The organism is Hymenobacter profundi (genome assembly GCF_019334315.1).
GTDB lineage: Bacteria > Bacteroidota > Bacteroidia > Cytophagales > Hymenobacteraceae > Hymenobacter > Hymenobacter profundi.
This window is the reverse complement of the sequence record NZ_JAHWGL010000054.1, coordinates 14,854-34,016: the sequence shown is the minus strand read 5'-3', so window position 1 is coordinate 34,016 and position 19,163 is coordinate 14,854. Positions and strand designations below refer to the sequence as shown.

General features: G+C 57.3%; 20 protein-coding genes and 1 tRNA gene. 10 read left to right on the top strand and 11 right to left on the bottom strand.

What is annotated here, in order from left to right; translation table 11 throughout:
* Positions 1-80: 80 nt before the first annotated feature.
* Positions 81-785: a Dph6-related ATP pyrophosphatase gene (locus tag KYK14_RS13270; RefSeq protein WP_246601835.1), complete on the bottom strand. Its 705-nt coding sequence runs from the start codon at positions 783-785 to the stop codon at positions 81-83.
* A 101-nt stretch (positions 786-886) separates the two neighbouring features.
* Here KYK14_RS13270 and KYK14_RS13265 point away from each other — a divergent pair, with 101 nt between their 5' ends.
* Positions 887-1,189, top strand: coding sequence for a hypothetical protein (locus KYK14_RS13265; RefSeq protein WP_219159439.1), 303 nt, complete (start codon positions 887-889; stop codon positions 1,187-1,189).
* Positions 1,190-1,265: 76 nt separating this feature from the next.
* Here KYK14_RS13265 and KYK14_RS13260 read toward each other — a convergent pair whose 3' ends face one another.
* The 4 genes from KYK14_RS13260 to KYK14_RS13245 form a co-directional block, all read right to left on the bottom strand.
* The gene (locus KYK14_RS13260) at positions 1,266-1,814 is read right to left on the bottom strand and encodes a DUF4126 family protein (protein ID WP_185280777.1); all 549 of its coding nucleotides are present in this window, start codon (positions 1,812-1,814) and stop codon (positions 1,266-1,268) included.
* Between the two features lie 91 nt (positions 1,815-1,905).
* Positions 1,906-2,544, bottom strand: a complete 639-nt coding sequence (locus tag KYK14_RS13255; protein ID WP_185280778.1) for a flavin reductase family protein — start codon at positions 2,542-2,544, stop codon at positions 1,906-1,908.
* A 120-nt stretch (positions 2,545-2,664) separates the two neighbouring features.
* The gene (locus KYK14_RS13250; RefSeq protein WP_219159437.1) at positions 2,665-4,509 is read right to left on the bottom strand and encodes a DUF885 domain-containing protein; all 1,845 of its coding nucleotides are present in this window, start codon (positions 4,507-4,509) and stop codon (positions 2,665-2,667) included.
* 83 nt (positions 4,510-4,592) lie between these two features.
* Positions 4,593-5,159, bottom strand: a complete 567-nt coding sequence (locus tag KYK14_RS13245) for a glutathione peroxidase (RefSeq protein WP_246601834.1) — start codon at positions 5,157-5,159, stop codon at positions 4,593-4,595.
* A gap of 399 nt (positions 5,160-5,558) precedes the next feature.
* Here KYK14_RS13245 and KYK14_RS13240 point away from each other — a divergent pair, with 399 nt between their 5' ends.
* The 6 genes from KYK14_RS13240 (at position 5,559) to ureG (ending at position 11,406) form a co-directional block, all read left to right on the top strand.
* Positions 5,559-6,167, top strand: coding sequence for an urease accessory protein (locus KYK14_RS13240; RefSeq protein ID WP_219159433.1), 609 nt, complete (start codon positions 5,559-5,561; stop codon positions 6,165-6,167).
* Between the two features lie 209 nt (positions 6,168-6,376).
* Positions 6,377-7,108, top strand: coding sequence for an urease subunit beta (locus KYK14_RS13235; RefSeq protein WP_219159431.1), 732 nt, complete (start codon positions 6,377-6,379; stop codon positions 7,106-7,108).
* A 51-nt stretch (positions 7,109-7,159) separates the two neighbouring features.
* Positions 7,160-7,945, top strand: a complete 786-nt coding sequence (locus KYK14_RS13230) for a toxin-antitoxin system YwqK family antitoxin (protein WP_219159429.1) — start codon at positions 7,160-7,162, stop codon at positions 7,943-7,945.
* A gap of 28 nt (positions 7,946-7,973) precedes the next feature.
* The gene (gene ureC / locus KYK14_RS13225) at positions 7,974-9,689 is read left to right on the top strand and encodes an urease subunit alpha (protein ID WP_219159426.1); all 1,716 of its coding nucleotides are present in this window, start codon (positions 7,974-7,976) and stop codon (positions 9,687-9,689) included.
* A gap of 175 nt (positions 9,690-9,864) precedes the next feature.
* Positions 9,865-10,539, top strand: a complete 675-nt coding sequence (locus KYK14_RS13220) for an urease accessory protein UreF (RefSeq protein WP_219159424.1) — start codon at positions 9,865-9,867, stop codon at positions 10,537-10,539.
* 111 nt (positions 10,540-10,650) lie between these two features.
* Positions 10,651-11,406 carry an urease accessory protein UreG gene (ureG, locus tag KYK14_RS13215; protein ID WP_219159422.1) on the top strand — a complete coding sequence of 252 codons (756 nt, stop codon included), beginning with the start codon at positions 10,651-10,653 and terminating at the stop codon, positions 11,404-11,406.
* Between the two features lie 31 nt (positions 11,407-11,437).
* On the opposite strand, the gene KYK14_RS13210 is transcribed toward ureG, so the two are convergent.
* From KYK14_RS13210 to KYK14_RS13200, 3 genes are all read right to left on the bottom strand, one after another.
* A complete protein-coding gene (locus KYK14_RS13210) occupies positions 11,438-12,181 on the bottom strand; it encodes a YqjF family protein (RefSeq protein ID WP_219159420.1) in 744 nt (247 codons plus the stop codon).
* A gap of 205 nt (positions 12,182-12,386) precedes the next feature.
* Positions 12,387-13,241 (bottom strand): urease accessory protein UreD, encoded by an 855-nt coding sequence (locus KYK14_RS13205; protein WP_219159418.1) that lies wholly within the window; start codon positions 13,239-13,241, stop codon positions 12,387-12,389.
* A gap of 53 nt (positions 13,242-13,294) precedes the next feature.
* Positions 13,295-13,981 carry an HAD family hydrolase gene (locus tag KYK14_RS13200; RefSeq protein ID WP_185280788.1) on the bottom strand — a complete coding sequence of 229 codons (687 nt, stop codon included), beginning with the start codon at positions 13,979-13,981 and terminating at the stop codon, positions 13,295-13,297.
* Positions 13,982-14,283: 302 nt separating this feature from the next.
* On the opposite strand from KYK14_RS13200, the gene KYK14_RS13195 reads away from it, so the two are divergent.
* Entirely contained in the window at positions 14,284-14,646 is a 363-nt protein-coding gene (locus KYK14_RS13195) for a hypothetical protein (protein ID WP_219159416.1), read from the top strand.
* Positions 14,647-14,723: 77 nt separating this feature from the next.
* On the opposite strand, the gene KYK14_RS13190 is transcribed toward KYK14_RS13195, so the two are convergent.
* From KYK14_RS13190 to KYK14_RS13180, 3 genes are all read right to left on the bottom strand, one after another.
* Positions 14,724-15,392, bottom strand: a complete 669-nt coding sequence (locus KYK14_RS13190) for a phosphatase PAP2 family protein (protein ID WP_219159414.1) — start codon at positions 15,390-15,392, stop codon at positions 14,724-14,726.
* A gap of 102 nt (positions 15,393-15,494) precedes the next feature.
* A tRNA-Leu gene (locus KYK14_RS13185) sits at positions 15,495-15,576 on the bottom strand.
* Between the two features lie 119 nt (positions 15,577-15,695).
* Positions 15,696-16,412, bottom strand: a complete 717-nt coding sequence (locus KYK14_RS13180) for a phosphatase PAP2 family protein (protein ID WP_219159412.1) — start codon at positions 16,410-16,412, stop codon at positions 15,696-15,698.
* A 111-nt stretch (positions 16,413-16,523) separates the two neighbouring features.
* On the opposite strand from KYK14_RS13180, the gene KYK14_RS13175 reads away from it, so the two are divergent.
* Entirely contained in the window at positions 16,524-17,207 is a 684-nt protein-coding gene (locus tag KYK14_RS13175; protein ID WP_219159410.1) for a class I SAM-dependent methyltransferase, read from the top strand.
* A 60-nt stretch (positions 17,208-17,267) separates the two neighbouring features.
* Entirely contained in the window at positions 17,268-19,127 is a 1,860-nt protein-coding gene (locus KYK14_RS13170; RefSeq protein WP_219159408.1) for a M61 family metallopeptidase, read from the top strand.
* Positions 19,128-19,163 lie beyond the last annotated feature (36 nt).

Genomic DNA, 19,163 nt, shown 5'->3' with positions numbered 1-19,163 from the left:
ATGCGCCTGCTTGCGAAACAAAAACAAGTGTTCCATCTGACTGAAATTGATGGTCAACCTATTTTAGGACGAGACACCCTTTACTCCTCTCCCAACAAAATATCACAATACCAAAACGCACTCAGTGGCGCTTCGCCAACCGGCGCGGGGTAGGTGCGGCGCACGATGTCGCCGCGTTGAAAGGGAATGGGGTGCTTAAAGTAGGGCGCGTCGAAGAGAAAGGTGTGGTACTCGCCGTTTTCGCCGCAGGGGTCTACGCTGGCGGGTAGGTCGCGGAGGAAGTCTGCATCAAGTAGGCGGCCGCAGAAGCTGCGGTCGAGGTAGGCTTCGTTTACGCACACCACCACGGCCCGGAAGCCCAGCGTCAGGTACTCGTGGAGCAGCTCGGCGGTAGGGCGTTGCCACAGCGGGAACAGTGCCTGCATAGCCAGCTGGGTAAGCTGCTGCTCGCGGTAGACGCGCAAATCTTCCAGAAAAATATCCCCGAACGCCACGTGCGTCGTGCCTTGCGCCTGCAATTCCTGCAAGGCCGTTTGCGTCTGGTGCTCATACTCGGCCATGCTGGGCGCCTCGGGTAGGCGCACCTGGTGTAGGGGTAAGGCCAGGCGTTGGGCTTGCGCCTCTAGCAATTCTACACGCACGCCGTGCATGGATACGCGGCCGTAGTGCGCGTTTACGTTGGTGAGCAGGTGAGTTACCTGATAGCGGCCATCGCGCAGCAGGTGGTAGAGCGCGAGGGCCGAATCTTTACCCCCGCTCCAGCTCATGGTTATCGAAATTGCCATTGGCCGAAGATACGCGCCCGCCAATTCTACTGGCTAAGCCGGCCGTTTCGTGGGTAGTTTACGTATAGCCTTTCTGACTCCACTTACATGACTAACTCCCGATGAAACGCTCTTTCTTCCTAAGCGCGGCCTTAGCAGCCGCTACCTTGTCTTTCTCTTCCTGCGACTATAGCAAAGGCCCCGGCAACGAAACCCAGCGCGAAGGCACCTTCGCAGAAGCCCCCGAAGCCCGCGCCACCGACACCGATATTGACAGCGTGAATGCCGAGCAAACCGTAACCACGCCGCAAGGCCTGGACTCGCCTGCCGACCAAGCTACCAAAGACACGCCACCTACCAGCAACAACGGCGCCATGGACGCCCCCGGTGGTCAGAACCCACCCGCTATGAATGGCAGCAACTAACTGCTTTCTTCTATAACAGCAGAACGCCCCCCGGAACCAGTTCCGGGGGGCGTTCTGCTGTAAGATTACAGTGTTTTTAAGCCATCTGCCTGGCCTTAGCGGCCTGCTTGGCTTCTTTGTTGGCTTTCTTATCGGCCTTGGTGAGCTTGGTACCTTTGCGGCCTTTCAGGATGGCTAAGCCACTGGTTACAGCAATACCATCTTCAATAATACCAGCCAAAATGGGCTGATTAGTGCTTTCGATGAGCTGTTTGCGGAAAGCCAGGGTTGCATAGTTAGTAGCTACGGCTGCTACGCTACCAATCAGGGCACCGACGAGGGCACTGCCCTGTTGTGATTTGTACAACGTAGCGCCCAGCAAGGCACCCGCTACAGCCCGGCTGGGCATTACAGTGGCAGAAGTGCGGTCGGCGGCATCGGGCTGCTTGTCGCCAATCAGCTCAGCCCCAGCCAGTACCGACAGCACATTGGCCGTAATGGGAGACTGCATGAAGCGTAGGGGCGAATTGCCAAGGTAAGGCGAGTTGTGCTTCACCAACGATTTGCTCAACAAGGCTGGAGCCAACATGCTGCGCATACTAGCCACGGTAGCCAGCCCCAGCGTTTGCCAGAATTTATTTTTCATGATTCAGTAGAAAGATGGAGGGAGTTATTTCCTACCTTCTTTAACGGCGCAACTTCTTACCCGGACGAATATCCTGCCCAAAGAATTGTGGCTACTTCTCTTTCGGCTGCGGGCCCTGCCCGGCGCGGGCGTAGGCAAAGGCTGCCAGCGGCGTCACGCTGTGGTAGCCGTCGAGGCCGGAAATGCAGATGTCGGCGGCAGCGGCCAAGTGCAAGGAGCCGTCGGGCTGTAGCACCTCGTTGGGCAGGTAGATGTGCTCTACTGCCCCCACCAGTAACCGCGTGCCGTTGGCTTTTATTTCGATTTCTTCCTGCAAGCGCAAGCCAATGCTAATCTGACTTTCCTGCACGTAGGGCGCCGGAAAATCGTCGCGGTACAGGGGCGTAAATCCGCACGCGTCAAATTCCGATTCTTCGGCCGGGAAGTTGGCCGACGTGTAATGCGCCTGCGCCACGTAGGCGGCCGGCACGTGGTTGATGGTGTAGCAGCCCGTATCCTGAATATTAGAATAGGTATGGCGCGGCACCGAGGTAGGGCGCGTCACCATACCCAGTAGCGGTGGGTTGGAGCCCAAATGCACCACCGAGCTGAAAATAGCCAAGTTGGTCTGCCCATCGGGCGAGGCCGTACCAATGAGGTTGGCGGGCTTGTAGCCCGTAATGGCATTGATGAGGTTGAGCCGGTAGATCTTCTCGTACGATTCGATATCGGCGGCGGTGATGTGGGGCATGGGTAGAAAGGTTAAAAAAGAACGTCATGTTTCGACCACGGCTACGCCTTCGCTCAACATGACGTTCTGATTGGTCAGAATAATGTTCTGGTTGGCGTGCTGTACTCCTTCACCCCTACCCTACCGCTCGTCTTCGGCCCAGGCGTCCATTTTGCGCTCCAGCACCGAGAGCGGCATCACGCCGTCTTTCAGCAACTCATCGTGGAAGGCGCTGAGGCTGAAATGGCTGGTTTGCTCGCGGCGGTTGCGGGCGCGCAGCTTCTGCGTAGCGCCTAGTAGACTCTGGTACTTGGCGCGCAACTCCTGAATTTTCAACGCCCCTACCTTATAAGAAAGCGCCTGGCCCGGAATGGCCATGTAGCGCTCAATTTCGGCGGTGGCGCCCTGCTCGCTGATGGCCTCGTTTTCCATCATGTATTGAATAGCTTCTTCGCGGGTCATACCCTTGGTGTGCATGCCCACATCAACCACTAGCCGGATAGCGCGGTGAATCTCGTCGCCCAGGGCGCCCATGCGCTGGTAGGGGTCGGTGTAGAGGCCCAGCTCTTTGCCTAGGCTTTCGGTGTAGAGCGCCCAACCCTCGCCCATGGCGCCGTACCAAGCAAAACGCCGAAACTTGGGTAGGCTGTCGTTTTCCTGTTGCAACGAAATCTGATAGTGGTGGCCCGGAATGGCCTCGTGCAGAAACAGCGACTCCATGCCCGAGGTGATGTTGAACTCGCGAGCGTTCAGAATCGGAATGTAGAAAATGCCCGGCCGCGCGCCGTCGGGGCTACCCTGGTTGTATTCAGCCGAGGCCGACTCAGCCCGAAAAGCCTCCGTCTGCCGAATCTCGAACGGCGTTTTGGGCGTGCGCCCGAACATCTTTTTCAGGTTGGGCTCGATGCGCGCCTGAATGCCCCGGAAAGCGTCGAGTACCTGTTCGGAGTTCTGGTAGGGCGTGAATTGCTTGTCGGTTTTCAGATGTTCAAAAAAAGCCGCCAAATCGCCTTTGAAGCCCACTTTGCGCTTGATATCCTCCATCTCGCCCCGAATGCGGCTCACCTCGGCGCGACCAGTCTGGTAGATTTCCTCCGGCGTTTTGTCGGTAGTGGTCCAGTACTTCACGTAGTAGCGGTACGTGTCGGCACCGTTCGGAATTTCGGAAATGCCGGTAGTGGTGCGGGATACGGGCAGGTACTCGTTTTTTAGAAAATCGGCCAGCTTGCGGTAGGTAGGCACCAGCTGCGTGAGAATAGCCGCCTTGTACGAGTCTACCAGCCGCTGCTGGTCTACCTCCGATACGCCCGCCGGAAACTGCTTCACCGGCGCAAAAAACAGGCTTTTGGTGGGGTCGCTCACCACAAAGGCCTGCATTTGCGGAATCATCTTCTCCACCAGCGGCCGGGGCAGCACCACGCCCGTGCGCATCCCTACCCGGAAGTTGGCAATGGCCGAGTCGGCCCACACGGCAAAGCCCTTGGTGCGGCCCAGCCAATTATCGTAGTCCTGGGCGGTTTTGAAAGGTTGGTTACCAGTGCCCGCACCCAGCTGGCCCATCGTGAGGGGTAGGCCCCAAAACTGCTGAAAGGGCATCTGCCAGGTGTTTAATTTCAACCCACCGAGGCGGGTCTGCATCTCGTATTCAAAGATGTCGTAGCTGATTTTGTCGTTCTCGGCCAGCGAATCGCGCTGGAACAAATGCAGCTGGTCGAGGGAGGTTTGGTAGAACGTGCGCAGCGAGTCGCGGAAGGCGTGCGTCTGGTCGTTGGGTAGGCGGTTGTTGAAGCGGTTGTCGCCCTGGCCTGTGGCCTCCAGCGGGAAAAAGCGCGACTGTTGCTCCCAGTAATTACTGTAGAGCGCCCGTAGGCTGGCCGGTTTGGGTACAGAGGTAGAGGCATCGGCCGTTTCGGCCGGTTTCTTGTTTTGCTCCGAGCAGCTGAATAAGAGGCAGGCCGCTGCACCAGCCAGGAAAAAATTCTTCATATACTAAGGTAGGGAAGCTGAACAAGCAAGGGCCAAAAGATACGCGGTTTTGCGTGGGCCACCGCGGTCGGCCCACCACGCCGCTAGCCCCGAATGCTACCGGTAACGTCGTCGCTCAGCGGTGATACAGCCGGCCCAAAATAACCTAGCAAGCGGCCGTCTTCACTGACGAGGTATTTTGAGAAATTCCAGTCGGGCGCCTGCTCGTTCCAGCCGTTTTGTTGGGCCTGGCTCAACCATTGGTACACAGGATTTTGCGCGGCTGTTTTTACCACCACGCTTTTCTTCATCAAGGGGAACGATACGCCAAAGTTCATCTGGCAAAACTGCTCAATGGCTTTATCGTCGGCTTTTTCCTGCTCGGCGAAGTCGTTGGCCGGAAAGCCCAGTACCACCAGCTCGTCGGCAAACTGCTCCGAGAGCTGTTGCAGTTCCTCGTACTGGTTGGTGAAACCGCAGTTGGAAGCCGTATTCACCAGCAACACCTTTTTGCCCTTCAGTTCCTCGAAGGGTAGGGCCTGACCGTTGTTGCGCTGCCCCGCCAGCTTATAAAATGATACCGGCGCGCCGCCTTGTTGCTTACTGGTCAGCACCTTCCCCTTGCTGCTCGATTTCGACAGCCGCATAATCAGCGGGTACAGGAATTTCATGAGTTTCTGACGGAACGAGGCCATAGAGCTGTTGAGTGACGGGAGGATGCATCCGGGACTATTCGGATTTATAGGTAAAGATACTCCGTTGGGGCGGTGCTGGTTTTCCCGCTGTATGGTCGCCCTGTCTATATTTGGCTCCAGGTGCTTGCCCAGAGGCTAGAAAGCTAGTTCCCCTCCTTTTTTAAGAGGGGTGCCCGTAGGGCGGAGTGGTAAACGTCGTTGAACGGCATCTAGAGTTAGTTTTTCTAGTTCTTACATTTCTAGTTCTAGCTGTCGTTCTCACGGTTTCGCCACCGCGCCCTGCGGGCACCCACACTCGCTTGATGCGCGACATTTAAAAAAGAGGGGAACTAGCTTTCTCGCTCTAGCTCTAGATTTTCAAGTCATCCATTGCCTATGCAGGCTTTCCTACCCATTCTGTTTGCCTTCCTCATCGGTATCGGCCACGCCTTCGAGCCCGACCACCTACTAGCCGTCAGCCAACTCGTAGCCCGCCGCGACTCTACCCTACTCGCCGTGAAAGACGGGCTATATTGGGGCTTGGGCCACACCACCACGCTGGTGGTATTCGGCGGCTTGGTGCTGTTGGGCAAAGTCACCTTTCTATCCAGTGGCTACTTCGAGGCGGCCGTGGGCGTACTTCTTATTACGATGGGGGTAGGCCGACTACTCAATAAACAGAACTACACCCTCCCGAGTCTAGTAACGCGCAACCGTCACCAACTGGCCTACGCTATCGGCCTACTGCACGGCCTAGCGGGTAGCGGCGCGCTGGTACTGCTAGTGATGAGCGAGCTGCGCGACCCGCTCCACAGCTTAGCCTACATCCTGCTGTTCGGGCTGGGTTCGGTGGTTGGCATGTTCGGCGCGGCAGCTCTTATGAACATTCCCTTCACGCCCCGCATGCGCATCAGCCGCGTGCTCACGAGTTCGGTGGTCGTCGCCACGTCGCTGCTGAGTATTGGGTATGGGGGGTGGATGTTCTATTCGAACGTGCTGACATAGTTTGGCTTGCTGCCATCCGTCAGTATCTTGTCATCCTGCGCTTGCCTGTCATCCTGAGTTTTCTTGTCATCCTGAGCAGCGCGAAGGACCTTCTCACGTGCGGACGACTAACGTCTCAACGACTCGTGCCAACGTGAGAAGGTCCTTCGCTCCGCTCAGGATGACAATACTTCACAACTTCACAATCTCACCATTTCTCCCCTCACCGTATGCACCTCGCCCCCAATGATCTTGATAAGCTGGTGCTGCACCAAGCCGGCTTCGTGGCTCAGAAGCGCTACGCCCGCGGTCTGCGCCTGAACTACCCCGAAGCCACAGCGCTACTTGCTACTCAGCTACTAGAGTTCATCCGCGACGGCGAGAGCGTGGCCGTGCTCATGGACAAAGGCAAGCAGCTCCTCGGCCACGCCGATGTGCTGCCCGGCGTGGCCGAGCTGCTCCCCGAGGTGCAAATCGAAGGCACCTTCCCCGACGGTACCAAGCTCGTGACGGTGCACTACCCCATCTGCCGCGAGCATGGTTCGCCAGAGCTGGCGCTCTATGGTTCCGGCCTCACCCGCCGCCCTACCCTCGCCGGCCCCGATACCGTCATCAACGCCCAGCCCGGCGAGTACCTGCTGGCCGAGGACGACCTCATCCTCAACGAAGGCCGCGACACCATTGAAATAGACGTGCTCAACCAAGGCGACCGGCCCGTGCAGGTAGGCTCGCACTACCCCTTCTTCGAAACCAACGCCGCGCTGGAGTTCGACCGCGCTGCCGCTTTCGGCTACCGCCTCAACATCCCGGCCGGCACCGCCGTGCGCTTCGAGCCCGGCGAACGGAAGCGCGTGACGCTAGTAGCGTTGGCCGGGGAACGGATTGTATATGGCGGCAATGGGTGGACGGATGGGAAGGTGGATGAGGAGAATAAGGGTAGGGCGTTGGGGAAATTGACTTAATGTTTACGCATGTGTAATAAAGGATGCGTAACGCAAAGACTATTGAGAAATATGTACTCACTATATAAATATGTTATAATATTATGTTGTATCGTAATTATTGTTTGTTGTGATAAAAAATCAGTAAAATATACTTATCATAAAAATGGCAAAATACAACACAAGATAAATTTATTAAACAATAAACCCAACGGATTAATTGAATCGTATTATTCAAACGGAAATTTAAAATCAAAATCTATATGGAAAAATGGCTTACAAAATGGCTTTTTTGAAGACTACGACCAAGAAGAAAAATTATTGAGAATCGGACATATGAAAAACAACTTAGCTGACGGATCATGGAAAGAGTTTGATAATAAGGGTAAAATAACAAAAAAATATATTTATCAAAATGACACTATTATAGATTATATTATTTTTTATAATCAGGGTATAATTTCAGAAAAACAGATTATCAGTAAAAAGGGAGAAGTTATAAGAGTTATAGGATATGATAAAAAAGGCACAAAAAGCAGTGACACTATCATTCCTATATTTAATGATAGAAAAGATACATTACAAACAGGAAACACATACTCAACAACAATATCATTTGGCTATACATTGCCAAATAACACAAAATTGATTATTGGTAAAATTGATAAAAATAATACCGCAACAGATACATTCAAGATATTGCATCTATCACCAGAGCATAGATTTATTTATTCAACTATACCTAAAAACACCGGTACGAACATAATTCAGTATAAAATAATCCAAAGTAATAAAGACTCTCTTTCAATAGATGGCATAACAGGAACCCATCATTATTATGTTTCATCTGAAAAATAAACATTACATCTAAAAAGCTTGATCCCCCATGTCCTACCCCCTCTCCCGGCGCGCGTACGCCGACATGTATGGACCCACCACCGGCGACCGGGTGCGCCTGGGCGACACCGATTTGCTGATTGAGGTTGAGAAAGACTACTGCACCTACGGCGAGGAATGCAAGTTTGGCGGCGGCAAGGTGCTGCGCGACGGCATGGGCCAGGCCGCTGGCATTCCGCAGGCCGAGGCGCTGGATCTGCTCATCACCAACGCCCTAGTGCTGGACTACACCGGCATCTACAAGGCCGATATCGGCATCAAAAACGGCCGGATTGTGGGTATCGGCAAGGCTGGTAACCCCCACATTATGCCCAACGTGACGCCCGGCATGACCGTGGGCGTGACGACGGAGGTGGTGGCCGGCGAGGGCAAAATCCTTACGGCTGGCGGCATAGACTGCCACATTCATTTCATCAGCCCCCAGCAGATTCCGGAGGCGCTGGCCTCGGGCCTGACCACGATGGTAGGCGGCGGCACCGGTCCGGCGGCGGGCACCACGGCCACCACCTGCACGCCCGGCGCGTTCTACATCGAGATGATGCTGAAGGCGACGGAAGCCTACCCGCTCAACTTCGGGTTTCTGGGTAAGGGCAACTCGTCCAAACCCGAAGGGCTGCGCGAGCAGATTGAGGCCGGGGCGTTGGGCTTCAAGCTGCACGAGGACTGGGGCACTACCCCCGCCGCCATCGACCAATGCCTCTCGGTGGCCGAGGAATACGACGTGCAGGTGTGCATCCACACAGACACGCTGAACGAGAGCGGCTTCGTGGAAAACTCGGTGGGCGCGTTCAAGGGGCGCACCATCCACAGCTACCACACCGAGGGCGCGGGCGGTGGCCACGCTCCCGACATCATCAAGATTTGCGGGGAGCCGAACGTGATTCCGTCGAGCACCAATCCTACCCGGCCTTACACCGTGAATACCATCGACGAGCACCTGGATATGCTGATGGTGTGCCATCACTTGGACCGCAACATCCCGGAGGACGTGGCCTTTGCCGAAAGTCGCATCCGCAACGAAACCATTGCCGCAGAGGATATTCTGCACGATATGGGCGCCCTCAGCATCATCAGCAGCGACTCGCAGGCCATGGGTCGGGTAGGCGAAGTGATTACGCGCACCTGGCAAACGGCCCACAAAATGAAGCAGCAACGCGGCTCCCTCCCCGAAGACGCCCCCGGCCGCCACGACAATTTCCGCGCCCGGCGCTACGTGGCCAAGTACACCATCAACCCCGCCCGCGCCCACGGTTTCGCCGACGAAATTGGCTCCGTGGAGGTAGGCAAGCTGGCCGACTTGGTACTCTGGAAACCCGCCCTGTTCGGCTCCCGCCCCGAAACCATCATCAAGGGCGGCATCATTGTACAGAACCAGATGGGCGATGCCAACGCCTCTATTCCTACTCCGCAGCCCTCCTTTTCGCGGCCGATGTTCGGGGCGCTGGGTGGGGCCGTGGGCCAGTCGTCGGTGGTGTTTGTGTCGCAGGCCTCGGCCGAGCACGTGGCGGCCACCTACGGCTTGCAGAAGCGCGTGGTGCCCGTGAGCGGCTGCCGCACCGTCACGAAGCACGACATGGCCCTGAACGACTACCTGCCGAATATCGAGGTAGACCCGGAGACGTATAAGGTGACCGTTGATGGCGTGCACCTGACGTGTGAGCCGGCTACGAAGCTGCCGCTGGGGCAGTTGTATAACCTGTTCTAACGGGTACCCCACCCCCCGGCCCCCTCCCCTCGGGGAGAGGAAGAGCCAAAAGGAATTAGGAATGTTGAATGGCTATTAAACGGCATTCAACATTTAACACTCAGCATTCAACACTTCATCGTGTGGCTCCCCCTCTCCCCGAGGGGAGGGGGCCGGGGGGTGGGGTAAGCGCCCCATGCCCCACCTAGCCCGCCTGCTTCACCTCACCGATTCGGCCTTGCCGACGGGCTCTTTTGCCTACTCTTATGGCTTGGAGAGCAGTGCTACGTTTGGGCTGCTGCCGAGTCCGGGTGCGTTGCGCAATTACTTGTATTCGTTTCTGCAACAGGTCGTCAACTTGGAGTTTCCGTTTATCAACTCTTGCTTCCACTTGGCTGAAGGCACTGACGAGCTACGTAACCTACTGATCGAGTACGACGCTCAATTGCTGGTGCCGCCATTGCACCGCGCTAGTTTGGTGCAGGCCAGCAACTGGCTGCGGCTGCTGGCGTCGTTTTACCCGGCAATGGGCTTGTCTGGTATTAGCGTCCGGGCTGCGGAGCAAGAGTTGCCGCTGCATTTTGTGCCAGCGTTTGCGCTGTCGTTGCAGCGGGTGGGGTTTGGGCTGGACGAAGCACGAACGGCCTACCTGCACATGGCCCTGCGCGACCAAATCAGCGCGGCTATCCGGCTGGGCGTGCTGGGGCCGATGGAAGGCCACCAGCTTCAGCACGATTTCTACGCTATTTTTGAGGAGTTGCTGGCTGCGCCTACCTCCGTTTATTACCAGCAAGCCACACGCTCTGGCTTTTTGCTGGAGGTAACGCAAATGTTTCACGAGGATATATATTCGAAGCTGTTTCAGAACTAGGAAATGTAACGCGAAGCTCCGTTTCGCGACCGGCCGCGCCGCCAAACAAAGCTTACGCCAGCCGTTCTCTAATCCCAACAAACTGCGAAGCAGAGCTTCGCGCTACTTCCTATGGCTTTTGTTGATAAACTCGCGCTATTGCTCCACGGTCACAACCCGCACGAAGCCTATGAGTCGCCGGGCGACTACAACGAGCGGGAGACGCGCCGCTTACCCTCCTACCGCAACTTCCGCAAGCGAGCTTTCACGGTGGGCATTGGTGGGCCGGTGGGCACGGGCAAAACGGCGCTGCTGAAAGCCCTGTGCGAACGGCTGCGCCACGAGTTGGAGCTGGGCGTAGTCACCAACGATATCTTCACCCGCGAAGACGCCGACTTTCTCATTCGCCACAGCGCCCTCACCGAAGACCGCATTGTAGGGGTAGAAACCGGCGGCTGCCCCCACGCCGCTATCCGGGAAGATATATCCTTGAACATGAACGCCCTGGAAGGCCTGATGCAGCGCTTCAACGGCAAGCTCGACTTCCTGTTCGTGGAAAGTGGCGGTGACAACTTGGCCGCGCACTTCAGCCGCGAGTTGGTTGATTACTCCATCTACGTTATCGATGTATCGGGCGGCGACAAGATTCCGCGCAAAGGCGGCCCCGGTATCACGCAAGCCGATCTATTGGTTATCAATAAGATAGATATTGCACACTTGGTGCGCGCCGATCTGGGCGTGATGGAGCGCGACTCGAAGAAGATGCGCGGCGACGGCCCCTTCGTATTTGCCCGCGCCTTGGATGGCTACAATCTCGATGTTATCATCGCCCACATCAAAGAGGCCAAAACCAAAGCGCTAGCCTCCGTGCGGGAAGACCGACGGTAGACTGACCATCTTTGCGCGGAAGCCTTTTCAGCTACACCCGCCGGAGTGTCTGCACCCACACGTCGAGCGGGTCGGCGGCGTAGAGCACCGGCTGGCCGGTAGGGGTAGGAAGGCCGTGGCTTTCCACTACCGTTGACTGCCAGCTATTTATCGTAGCCTCGCGGAGTGGCCAAGGCGCGTGCAGCAGTTGGCCGCGCCACAGGTTGGGGCCGTGAATATCTGCCATCAGATCGGGGCCGGCGGTGTAGAGGTAGTAGCGCTCGGTGAGAAAATGTGCCAGGGAACCCGGCTGTGAGGTCGGCAGTGGTGCTCCTACCGTCCAGGTGGCGGCAAACATGGCGGGCACGGTGCCGGCGTGGGTGCGCTCGGCCACCGCTTGGAGCGTGTTGCCCTGCTGCGTGAGGCGCATCCGAGCGTGGAGGTAGGGCAGGTGAAACAGCGTACGGGCCGCCCACACGCCCAGCGGCTGGGTGGCATCAAGGGAAAGGAACCACACGCCCGGCACCCCATCGAGGGTAGCGTAAGTGCGCACGTTCAGCTCATGTAGGTGGTTGAAGCCTGGCACGGCGGGTAGCCCCAACGGCCGGATGTTGCTCATGGTGAACGGCACTACGCCCAACCACGCCTGCCCCTCAAACAGATCCAGCTCTAGGCGCAGCGGCAGGTAGGGTCGCAGTATTTCCGGCGCTACCGGCCAGTGCGCAAATAGCAGTTGGCTCCACCGCTGCCGCATCAGGTAGGGCCAACGGTAGAAAGGGGTAGGGAAATCGGGCATGGAGAAAGGCGAAGAAACAGAAATCCAGACAAGGCTGGACTGTTGCTACGTATACGTGCTGGTTCTGCTAGGGGCGGGTGAGCCGTTGAAAAGGATGTAGAGACGCATACTTGCGTCTCATCGTTGAACGATTTCGTCCACACGGCGCATGCGATGAGACGCAAATATGCGTCTCTACACGTGCATAGTTCACTACTTCACCTCCTCAAAACTTCCTCGTCCACGGGTTGAAGCCCAGCAGCTCCGGGGAGGCCAGCACGCGCATTATTTCCTCGCAAAGCGGCTGCAAGTCGGCCCGACTTAGACCCAAGGCGCGCAGCACGTACACGTCTTCGCGGGCTGGTGCCACGGAGATTACAGAAGAACGGGCCGCCAGCGTGAAATGCGGGTCGCGGCGCTCGGGCAGTTGTTGGGCCAGCAACGTCTCGGCTAGCCGTTGGAAACGCGGGTTGTTGGGTGGGCCTACCAGGTAGAGCAAGAGCATGGTCTGATAGGGACCGAAATGCGCGGGTGAGGCAGCAATGTGCTCCCCAGGCCGAAACTGAAAGCGGTCCAGCAGCACCAGCTTGCCCAGTCGCTCTACCCGTAGTTCTGTGTGCAACGACGTGAAGGCGAACCGCTCGCCGCTGTCGGTGCGGCCGGCGTGAAACCAGTCGGCCAATAGGAGCACGGCGCCGGCTTGCAGTTGCCAGTGCTGTAGCTGGCGGTAGCGGCTGCCGGCCTGGGGCACCAAGGGGTCGGGAAACACCACCGCCAGCGCGTTTTCGGCTAGGGCGCCGGTGGTATGTTGCAGGGTTTCCTGCGTATCTACTGCCTTGTATACTCTGGTGTTGGCCTGGGTACCCAAAAACAGCTGTGCTTCCTCCCCTACCCTCACCCGCAGCCGAATGGCATCGCCGGAAACCAAACCGCCGCCGTAGTTCGACAGCACCGCGTAGCAGGCCCGAGCGGCAGAACGAGGCTGCAAAATCTTGAGCGGCTGTACGCTGCGGCACGTCGTCAGCACCGACTGTCCGCGCACTACGGCTACTTCCAGCGCACTTTCTTCGGGTAGAGGCATCAGTCAGAATGCAGGCAGTGATGAACGCAACAAGAGGAAACGGACTGGTTTCGTTACTTCGCTTTCTCACGCACCATCAGGCCCAGCACGTCGCGCAGGCTGTCAATCTGGTGCTTGGGTTCCAAGGCCCGGCACGCGTCGGCGTCGCCGAAGCCGTAGCGCGCCCAGCAGGCGTCGATACCGCAGTTCCGGGCAAACAGCAGGTCGGCGGCCGTATCGCCAATCATGAGGGTAGCGGCGGGCAGCACCGGCGCGAAGTAGGGCCGCACAACTTGCTCGTAGAGCACGGGGCTAGGCTTTAGAGGCAGTTGCTGGTCGGGGTAGCTGCCATCGCCGACGAGCAGTTGCACATCGGCGCGCAGGCCCAGGCGCGTTAGGGAAGTTTCCAACGTAACAGCGCCTTTGTTGCTTACTACGGCTACGGCAATGTTTCGGGCACGGGCCGCAGCCAGCACCTCACGGGCGCCCGCAAACGGCTTTACCAACTCTTCTCCCTCGTTGGTATAGATGCTCCGATAGGTGAGCAGCCACGCCGCTAACTCGGCCCCGGCCAATTGCGGGTGCAATGCCTGTAGGGCGTCGGGCGAGGGTAGGCCCAGTCCTACCACCCGCTCCAGCTCGGCTTGAGGCGGCACCGGCACTTGGTAATGTGTAAATACTTGGTGCAGACTATGAAGGATAGCCGCCTCTGAGTTGCAGAGCGTACCATCGTAATCAAACAAAAGCAGAGAGTAGGACATGGGCGAAAATAAATTACTCCGCATGGTGCAGAGGAAGTTGTAAAGCTACTGGCTGAAACGCCGATAATGCTCTTAGAATAGGCAGGAAACGTATTTTCACGGCACGTAGCTCAACAACAAATTCATAATGAAGTAATTATGTACTTCAAATGAGTAACCGAATTACCTGCCAGCCGTTAAGATTACGGATTTGCACGGCTACAAAAGCCAGCGCTTTGCAACCTGCCAGACTACCGGCCGTTGTAGGCCACTTAGTTTTGTTACCCGCTATCATCTACTCTTTCACCAGAAACTTTCTTTTCATGAAACGCTCATTCTTTTTCGCTGCCGCGGCTCTTACTGCTGCTACCCTGTCGCTCTCTAGCTGTGGCAACGATTCAACTACTACCGACACCTCGACTACTGCCGGCGGCGCAATGGATTCCAACCCGACCATGAACTCGGATACGGGCATGAATGCCGATACTACCATGTCGACGATGCCATCTGACGGCACTTCCACCATGTCGGATGCTGGCGCAGCTACTACCACTGCTGGCATGTCTACTGGCAGCAGCGGTACCATGAACGGCGCTACCACCGGCACCACGGCTGGCACTACTACAACTGGCACGGCTACTACCACCGTCGGCACAGCTGGTACCACAGGTGCTACCACTATGTAAATGAACGGCGCTGCCGTTTTAGAAGCGAAAGCCACCCCGAACACATATCTGGGTGGCTTTTTTACGCCTTTTTCTTCCTACCCAGGCTGCCCCAGCCCTTTGCGCCAGCGCAGGATAATACGCAGAACAAGCATCCAGACTACGCCCGCTGCAAAACCGGCCGTCACATCAGTGGCATAGTGCACATGCAGGTACACACGCGTGAGGCCAATGAGGGCGGCCCATACCAAAAGCCCCACGGCAAGGCCGCGCTGACCGTGGCGCCACGCCAGCCATGCCAGCGCCGCGTACAAGGAACTGCCAATCATGGCGTGGCCGCTGGGAAAGCTCAGGCCTGGCTGCGGAATTAAGGCCGAACCGGGGCGAGTGCGCTGGAAATGGAGCTTCAGCAATTGGTTGAACACTGTAGCACCTACCACGGCCAGAAAGACCATCAGGGCCTCGCGCCGCTGTTGCCGCCACAGCAAAAAGCCCGGTATAAGCAGCGCAGCTGCTACCAAAAAGGGCATAGAGGCGAAAAACGTGATGCCGCGTACACAGGCTGTGAGCCACGGCGCGGCCGCCCGCAAGGCATCCAGCTGAGCAAACGCCCAATCGTCAAACGCAGCGGAATGCTGCACAAACACGATGCGCGTGAGGTAAAAAAACACTCCGAAGGCTAGTAGAAAGAACAACCCAGCCAGGGCCACTTCCAACGTAATCAGCTCGGCCAGCGTAGTTAGGCGCTTATGCAGACGTTTTCTCATATGGCCTATCCTACGCACCACTTGCCGTAGTTGATACTTTGAAGGCACAATCAGTCTGGCCTAAAAACAAAAAAGCCGACCCGGTGAGGGGTCGGCTTTCAGTGCGCTCGGAGAGACTCGAACTCTCACACCTTGCGGAACTGCCGCCTGAAGACAGCGCGTCTACCAATTTCGCCACAAGCGCAACACGTTTATCAGAAAACCGCCCTGTTGGTGGTCGTTTGATGGTGCAAAGATACAACGGTGAATTTGCTTTGCGCAACATTTTCTTCAAAATAATTCCTCAAAAACCGTGTTTTTGCATCACATAAGCTGTTTTTCAGCGAGTTGCGGATCATGTTTAAAGCGCTTTTTTACAATTTTTTCCAAGCGTTTCAGCAAGGGAATGGCAACAAGCAGCCACACAATACCGGCTGCGTAGCCCGCCAGCACATCGGTGGCGTAGTGCACGCGCAGGTACACGCGAGTAAGGCCGATAAGCAAAATCAGTAGCGCTAATCCCGTCATCAACCCCCAGCGTAGGGTAGGGCGCGCCATGTGGGTGTAGGTCAGGTAAATCAGTAAGCCGTAGAAAGAAGCCGAAATCATGGCGTGGCCGCTGGGAAAGCTCAGGCCCGAGGCCGACACCAGCGGCAGCAATGGCCGCGGGCGGTGGTAAAAATTCTTGAGTAGCAGGTTGAGCGTGATGCTGCCCAGGGCCACCACCGGCACCAGCAACGAATACCACCGATGCCGCCGCACCAACAGAAAATACCCAATCAGCCCCAGCGCCGCTGCCACAATGAAGTTGCGCGAGGCGAAAAACGTCAGCACCTCCACCCACTGCTGGTGGGTAGGGCCAAATAAGTCGCGCGTCCAGCGGAAAGCGGCCTCGTCGAAGGGTGCAGCGTGCTCGTTGAACACCTCGCGCCCAATCGCCAGAAACGCCACAGTGCCCAGCGCGCCCAACCCCAGCGTGAGCGTAAACTCGGTGATAAACAGCGTAATGCCTGCCAGCAGGCGCCGGAGTGAAGTAGTCATTCAAACAGAATTAAACTCTATCGAAGATAGTAACGCTTCTTCGAGCCATCTTTACAGGGTAGCCCTTGGCATTGCCCATAGCTTATTGTAGATACGGGTACTCGCCAATCGTTGGTCGGAAACCGCCTTCTTTCACCTTCAACCTCTACCCTTCTGAAAGGCTTCGATTACGTGGCGCCGTTTTATGATGCGCTGGCGCAGCTGGTATTTGGTAGGGCATTGCGCCGCACCCAGCAAGCAGCTCTGGCGGGGCTTCCAGTGGGCACGCCGCGGGTAATCATCATCGGGGGCGGCACGGGCTGGATTCTGGGTGACATCTGGCGGCAGTGTCCGCAGGCCCACGTGCTCTACCTAGAGGCCTCAAGCCAGATGCTGGCGCAGGCCCGCGCGTGGCAACACCGCCATCAGCCGCAGCGGGCCATACAAGTTGAATTTCGGCTGGGCACTGAAGCCGCATTGCGTCCAGCGGAGCAGTTTGACGTGGTACTCACCTTTTTCTTTCTCGACCTGTTTGCACCCAACCAGTTGCAGCGGGTAGTGCAACAGCTTAACGCAGTCCGGCGCTCCGGCGCGCCCTGGCTGCTTGCCGATTTCACGACCCCTACCCGCTGGTGGCACCACGGGCTGCTGGCTTTAATGTACCGCTTCTTTCAGCTCACTACGGGTATTTCAGCCCGGGCCCTACCCTCTGTACACGAGGCACTGGCGCAGGTGGGGCTGCGGCCACAACATAAGGCCTTCTTCTTTGGGCGGATGATGGAGGCAACGGTATTTTCGGAGCCGGTTGCTGATTGAGAAAGCGCCGTTCTGAGCGGAACGCTTACTTTTACTATCTCCACTCCTGACTATTCGTTCATGCAAAAACACGTTACTCTTCTTCTGGCACTGGCTTTTCCGCTGGCGCTGTGCCAGCCTGCGGCGGCTCAAACTACCTCGCCCCCCGTGCGCTACACGGTGGCTTTCCCCAATGCCGTGCATCACGAAGCCCAGGTAACCGCTACGTTTACCAACCTACCTACTACACCCTTGCAGGTACGGATGGCTCGCTCCTCGCCGGGACGCTACGCCTTGCACGAGTTTGCTAAGAACGTGTACGATGTGCGCGCCACCAACTCCAAAGGCCAGCCGCTGACCGTGACCCACCCCGACCCCTACGGCTGGGATGTGGCCGGCCACGATGGCACCGTCACGTTCACCTATACCCTGTTCGGCGACCGGACCGATGGCACCTACGCCGGCATCGACTGGCGCCACGCCCACCTGAACATGCCCGCTACCCTGGCGTTTGCCCGAGGCCTGGAGCAACGCCCGGTAGAAGTGAAGTTTGACGCGCCCGCTGACTGGAAAGCCGCTACTCAGCTGCGTCTTGAGCCAACCGGCAACACCTACTATGCGCCTCATTTGCAGTACCTCATGGATTCGCCTACCTCCCTGGGGGCACAGCAGGTGCGCAGCTGGCAGGAGCAAGGCAAGACCATTGAAATGCAGGTACTGCATGATGGCACCGCCGCCGAACTAGATGATTTTGTAACCAAAACTAAAGGCGTAGTGAAGGAAGCCGCCGCCGTGTTCGGCACGCTGCCGGACTACGATTTTGGTCGCTATACCTTCATTGCCAACTACTTGCCTCAAACCAGCGGCGACGGTATGGAGCACCGCAACTCCACTTCGCTCACCAGCAACCGTCCATTGCGCGGGCAGGGAGCATTGGATAACCTGGGCACGGTGTCGCACGAGTTTTTCCATAGCTGGAACGTGGAGCGCCTGCGCCCGCAGGACCTGGAGCCGTTCAATTTTGAACAGGCCAATATGAGCAGTAACCTGTGGTTTGCCGAGGGCTTTACGCAGTACTACGGCGACTTACTCCTGCGCCGCTCCGGTGCCTTCAGCACCGACCAGCAGTATTGCGACGAGGCCCTGTCGGGTGTGGTGAATGCCATGCTAAACTCGCCCGGAGCGGCGCGCTACTCGCCGGTATACATGAGCCAACAGGCACCCTTTGTGGATGCCGCCGTTAGCATCGACCCCAACAACCGGGCAAACACCTACCTCTCCTACTACTACATTGGGGCGGCTAATGCCTTGGCGTTGGATATGATGCTGCGCCAGGACCACAAAACCGACCTCGACACCTATATGCGGGCGCTGTGGCAGCAGTATGGCAGCAAACAGCAGAACTATGCCCCTGCCCGCCCCTACACCACCGCCGACCTACAACGCGTGCTGGGCGAAGTAGCCCGCGATACGGCTTTTGCCGGACAGTTTTTCCGCCAGCATATCTACGGGCATACCCTGCCTAATTTTGAAAAGCTGCTGGCTCCGGCTGGCCTCTTGGTGCGCAAAGCCCACGCCGGCCAAGCCAGCCTGGGCGCCAATCGGCTGTCGTTCAACACTGATAGCACACTCACTATCCCAGTTACTCCTCTGATAGGTAGTCCGCTCTACCAAGCCGGCCTCGACCGCGAGGACGTCATCACGAAATTGGATGGTCAGCCCGTTGCCAACCGTACGGCCTACGGCGCCCTGCTGGCCCGCCACAAGCCCGGCGACGTGGTGCCAGTAGTGTACCGTTCGCGGGGGCAACAGCGCACTGCTCAACTAACCCTCACCGAAGATCCTATCTTGGAGGTCCTACCCTACGAAGCCGACAAGCGCACCGTCACGAAGAAGATGAAAGCCTACCGCAACGCGTGGCTGGGTAGCAAAGCCAAATAAGCAGCTACAACGTCTAACACTTACCAGGAAAGCGTA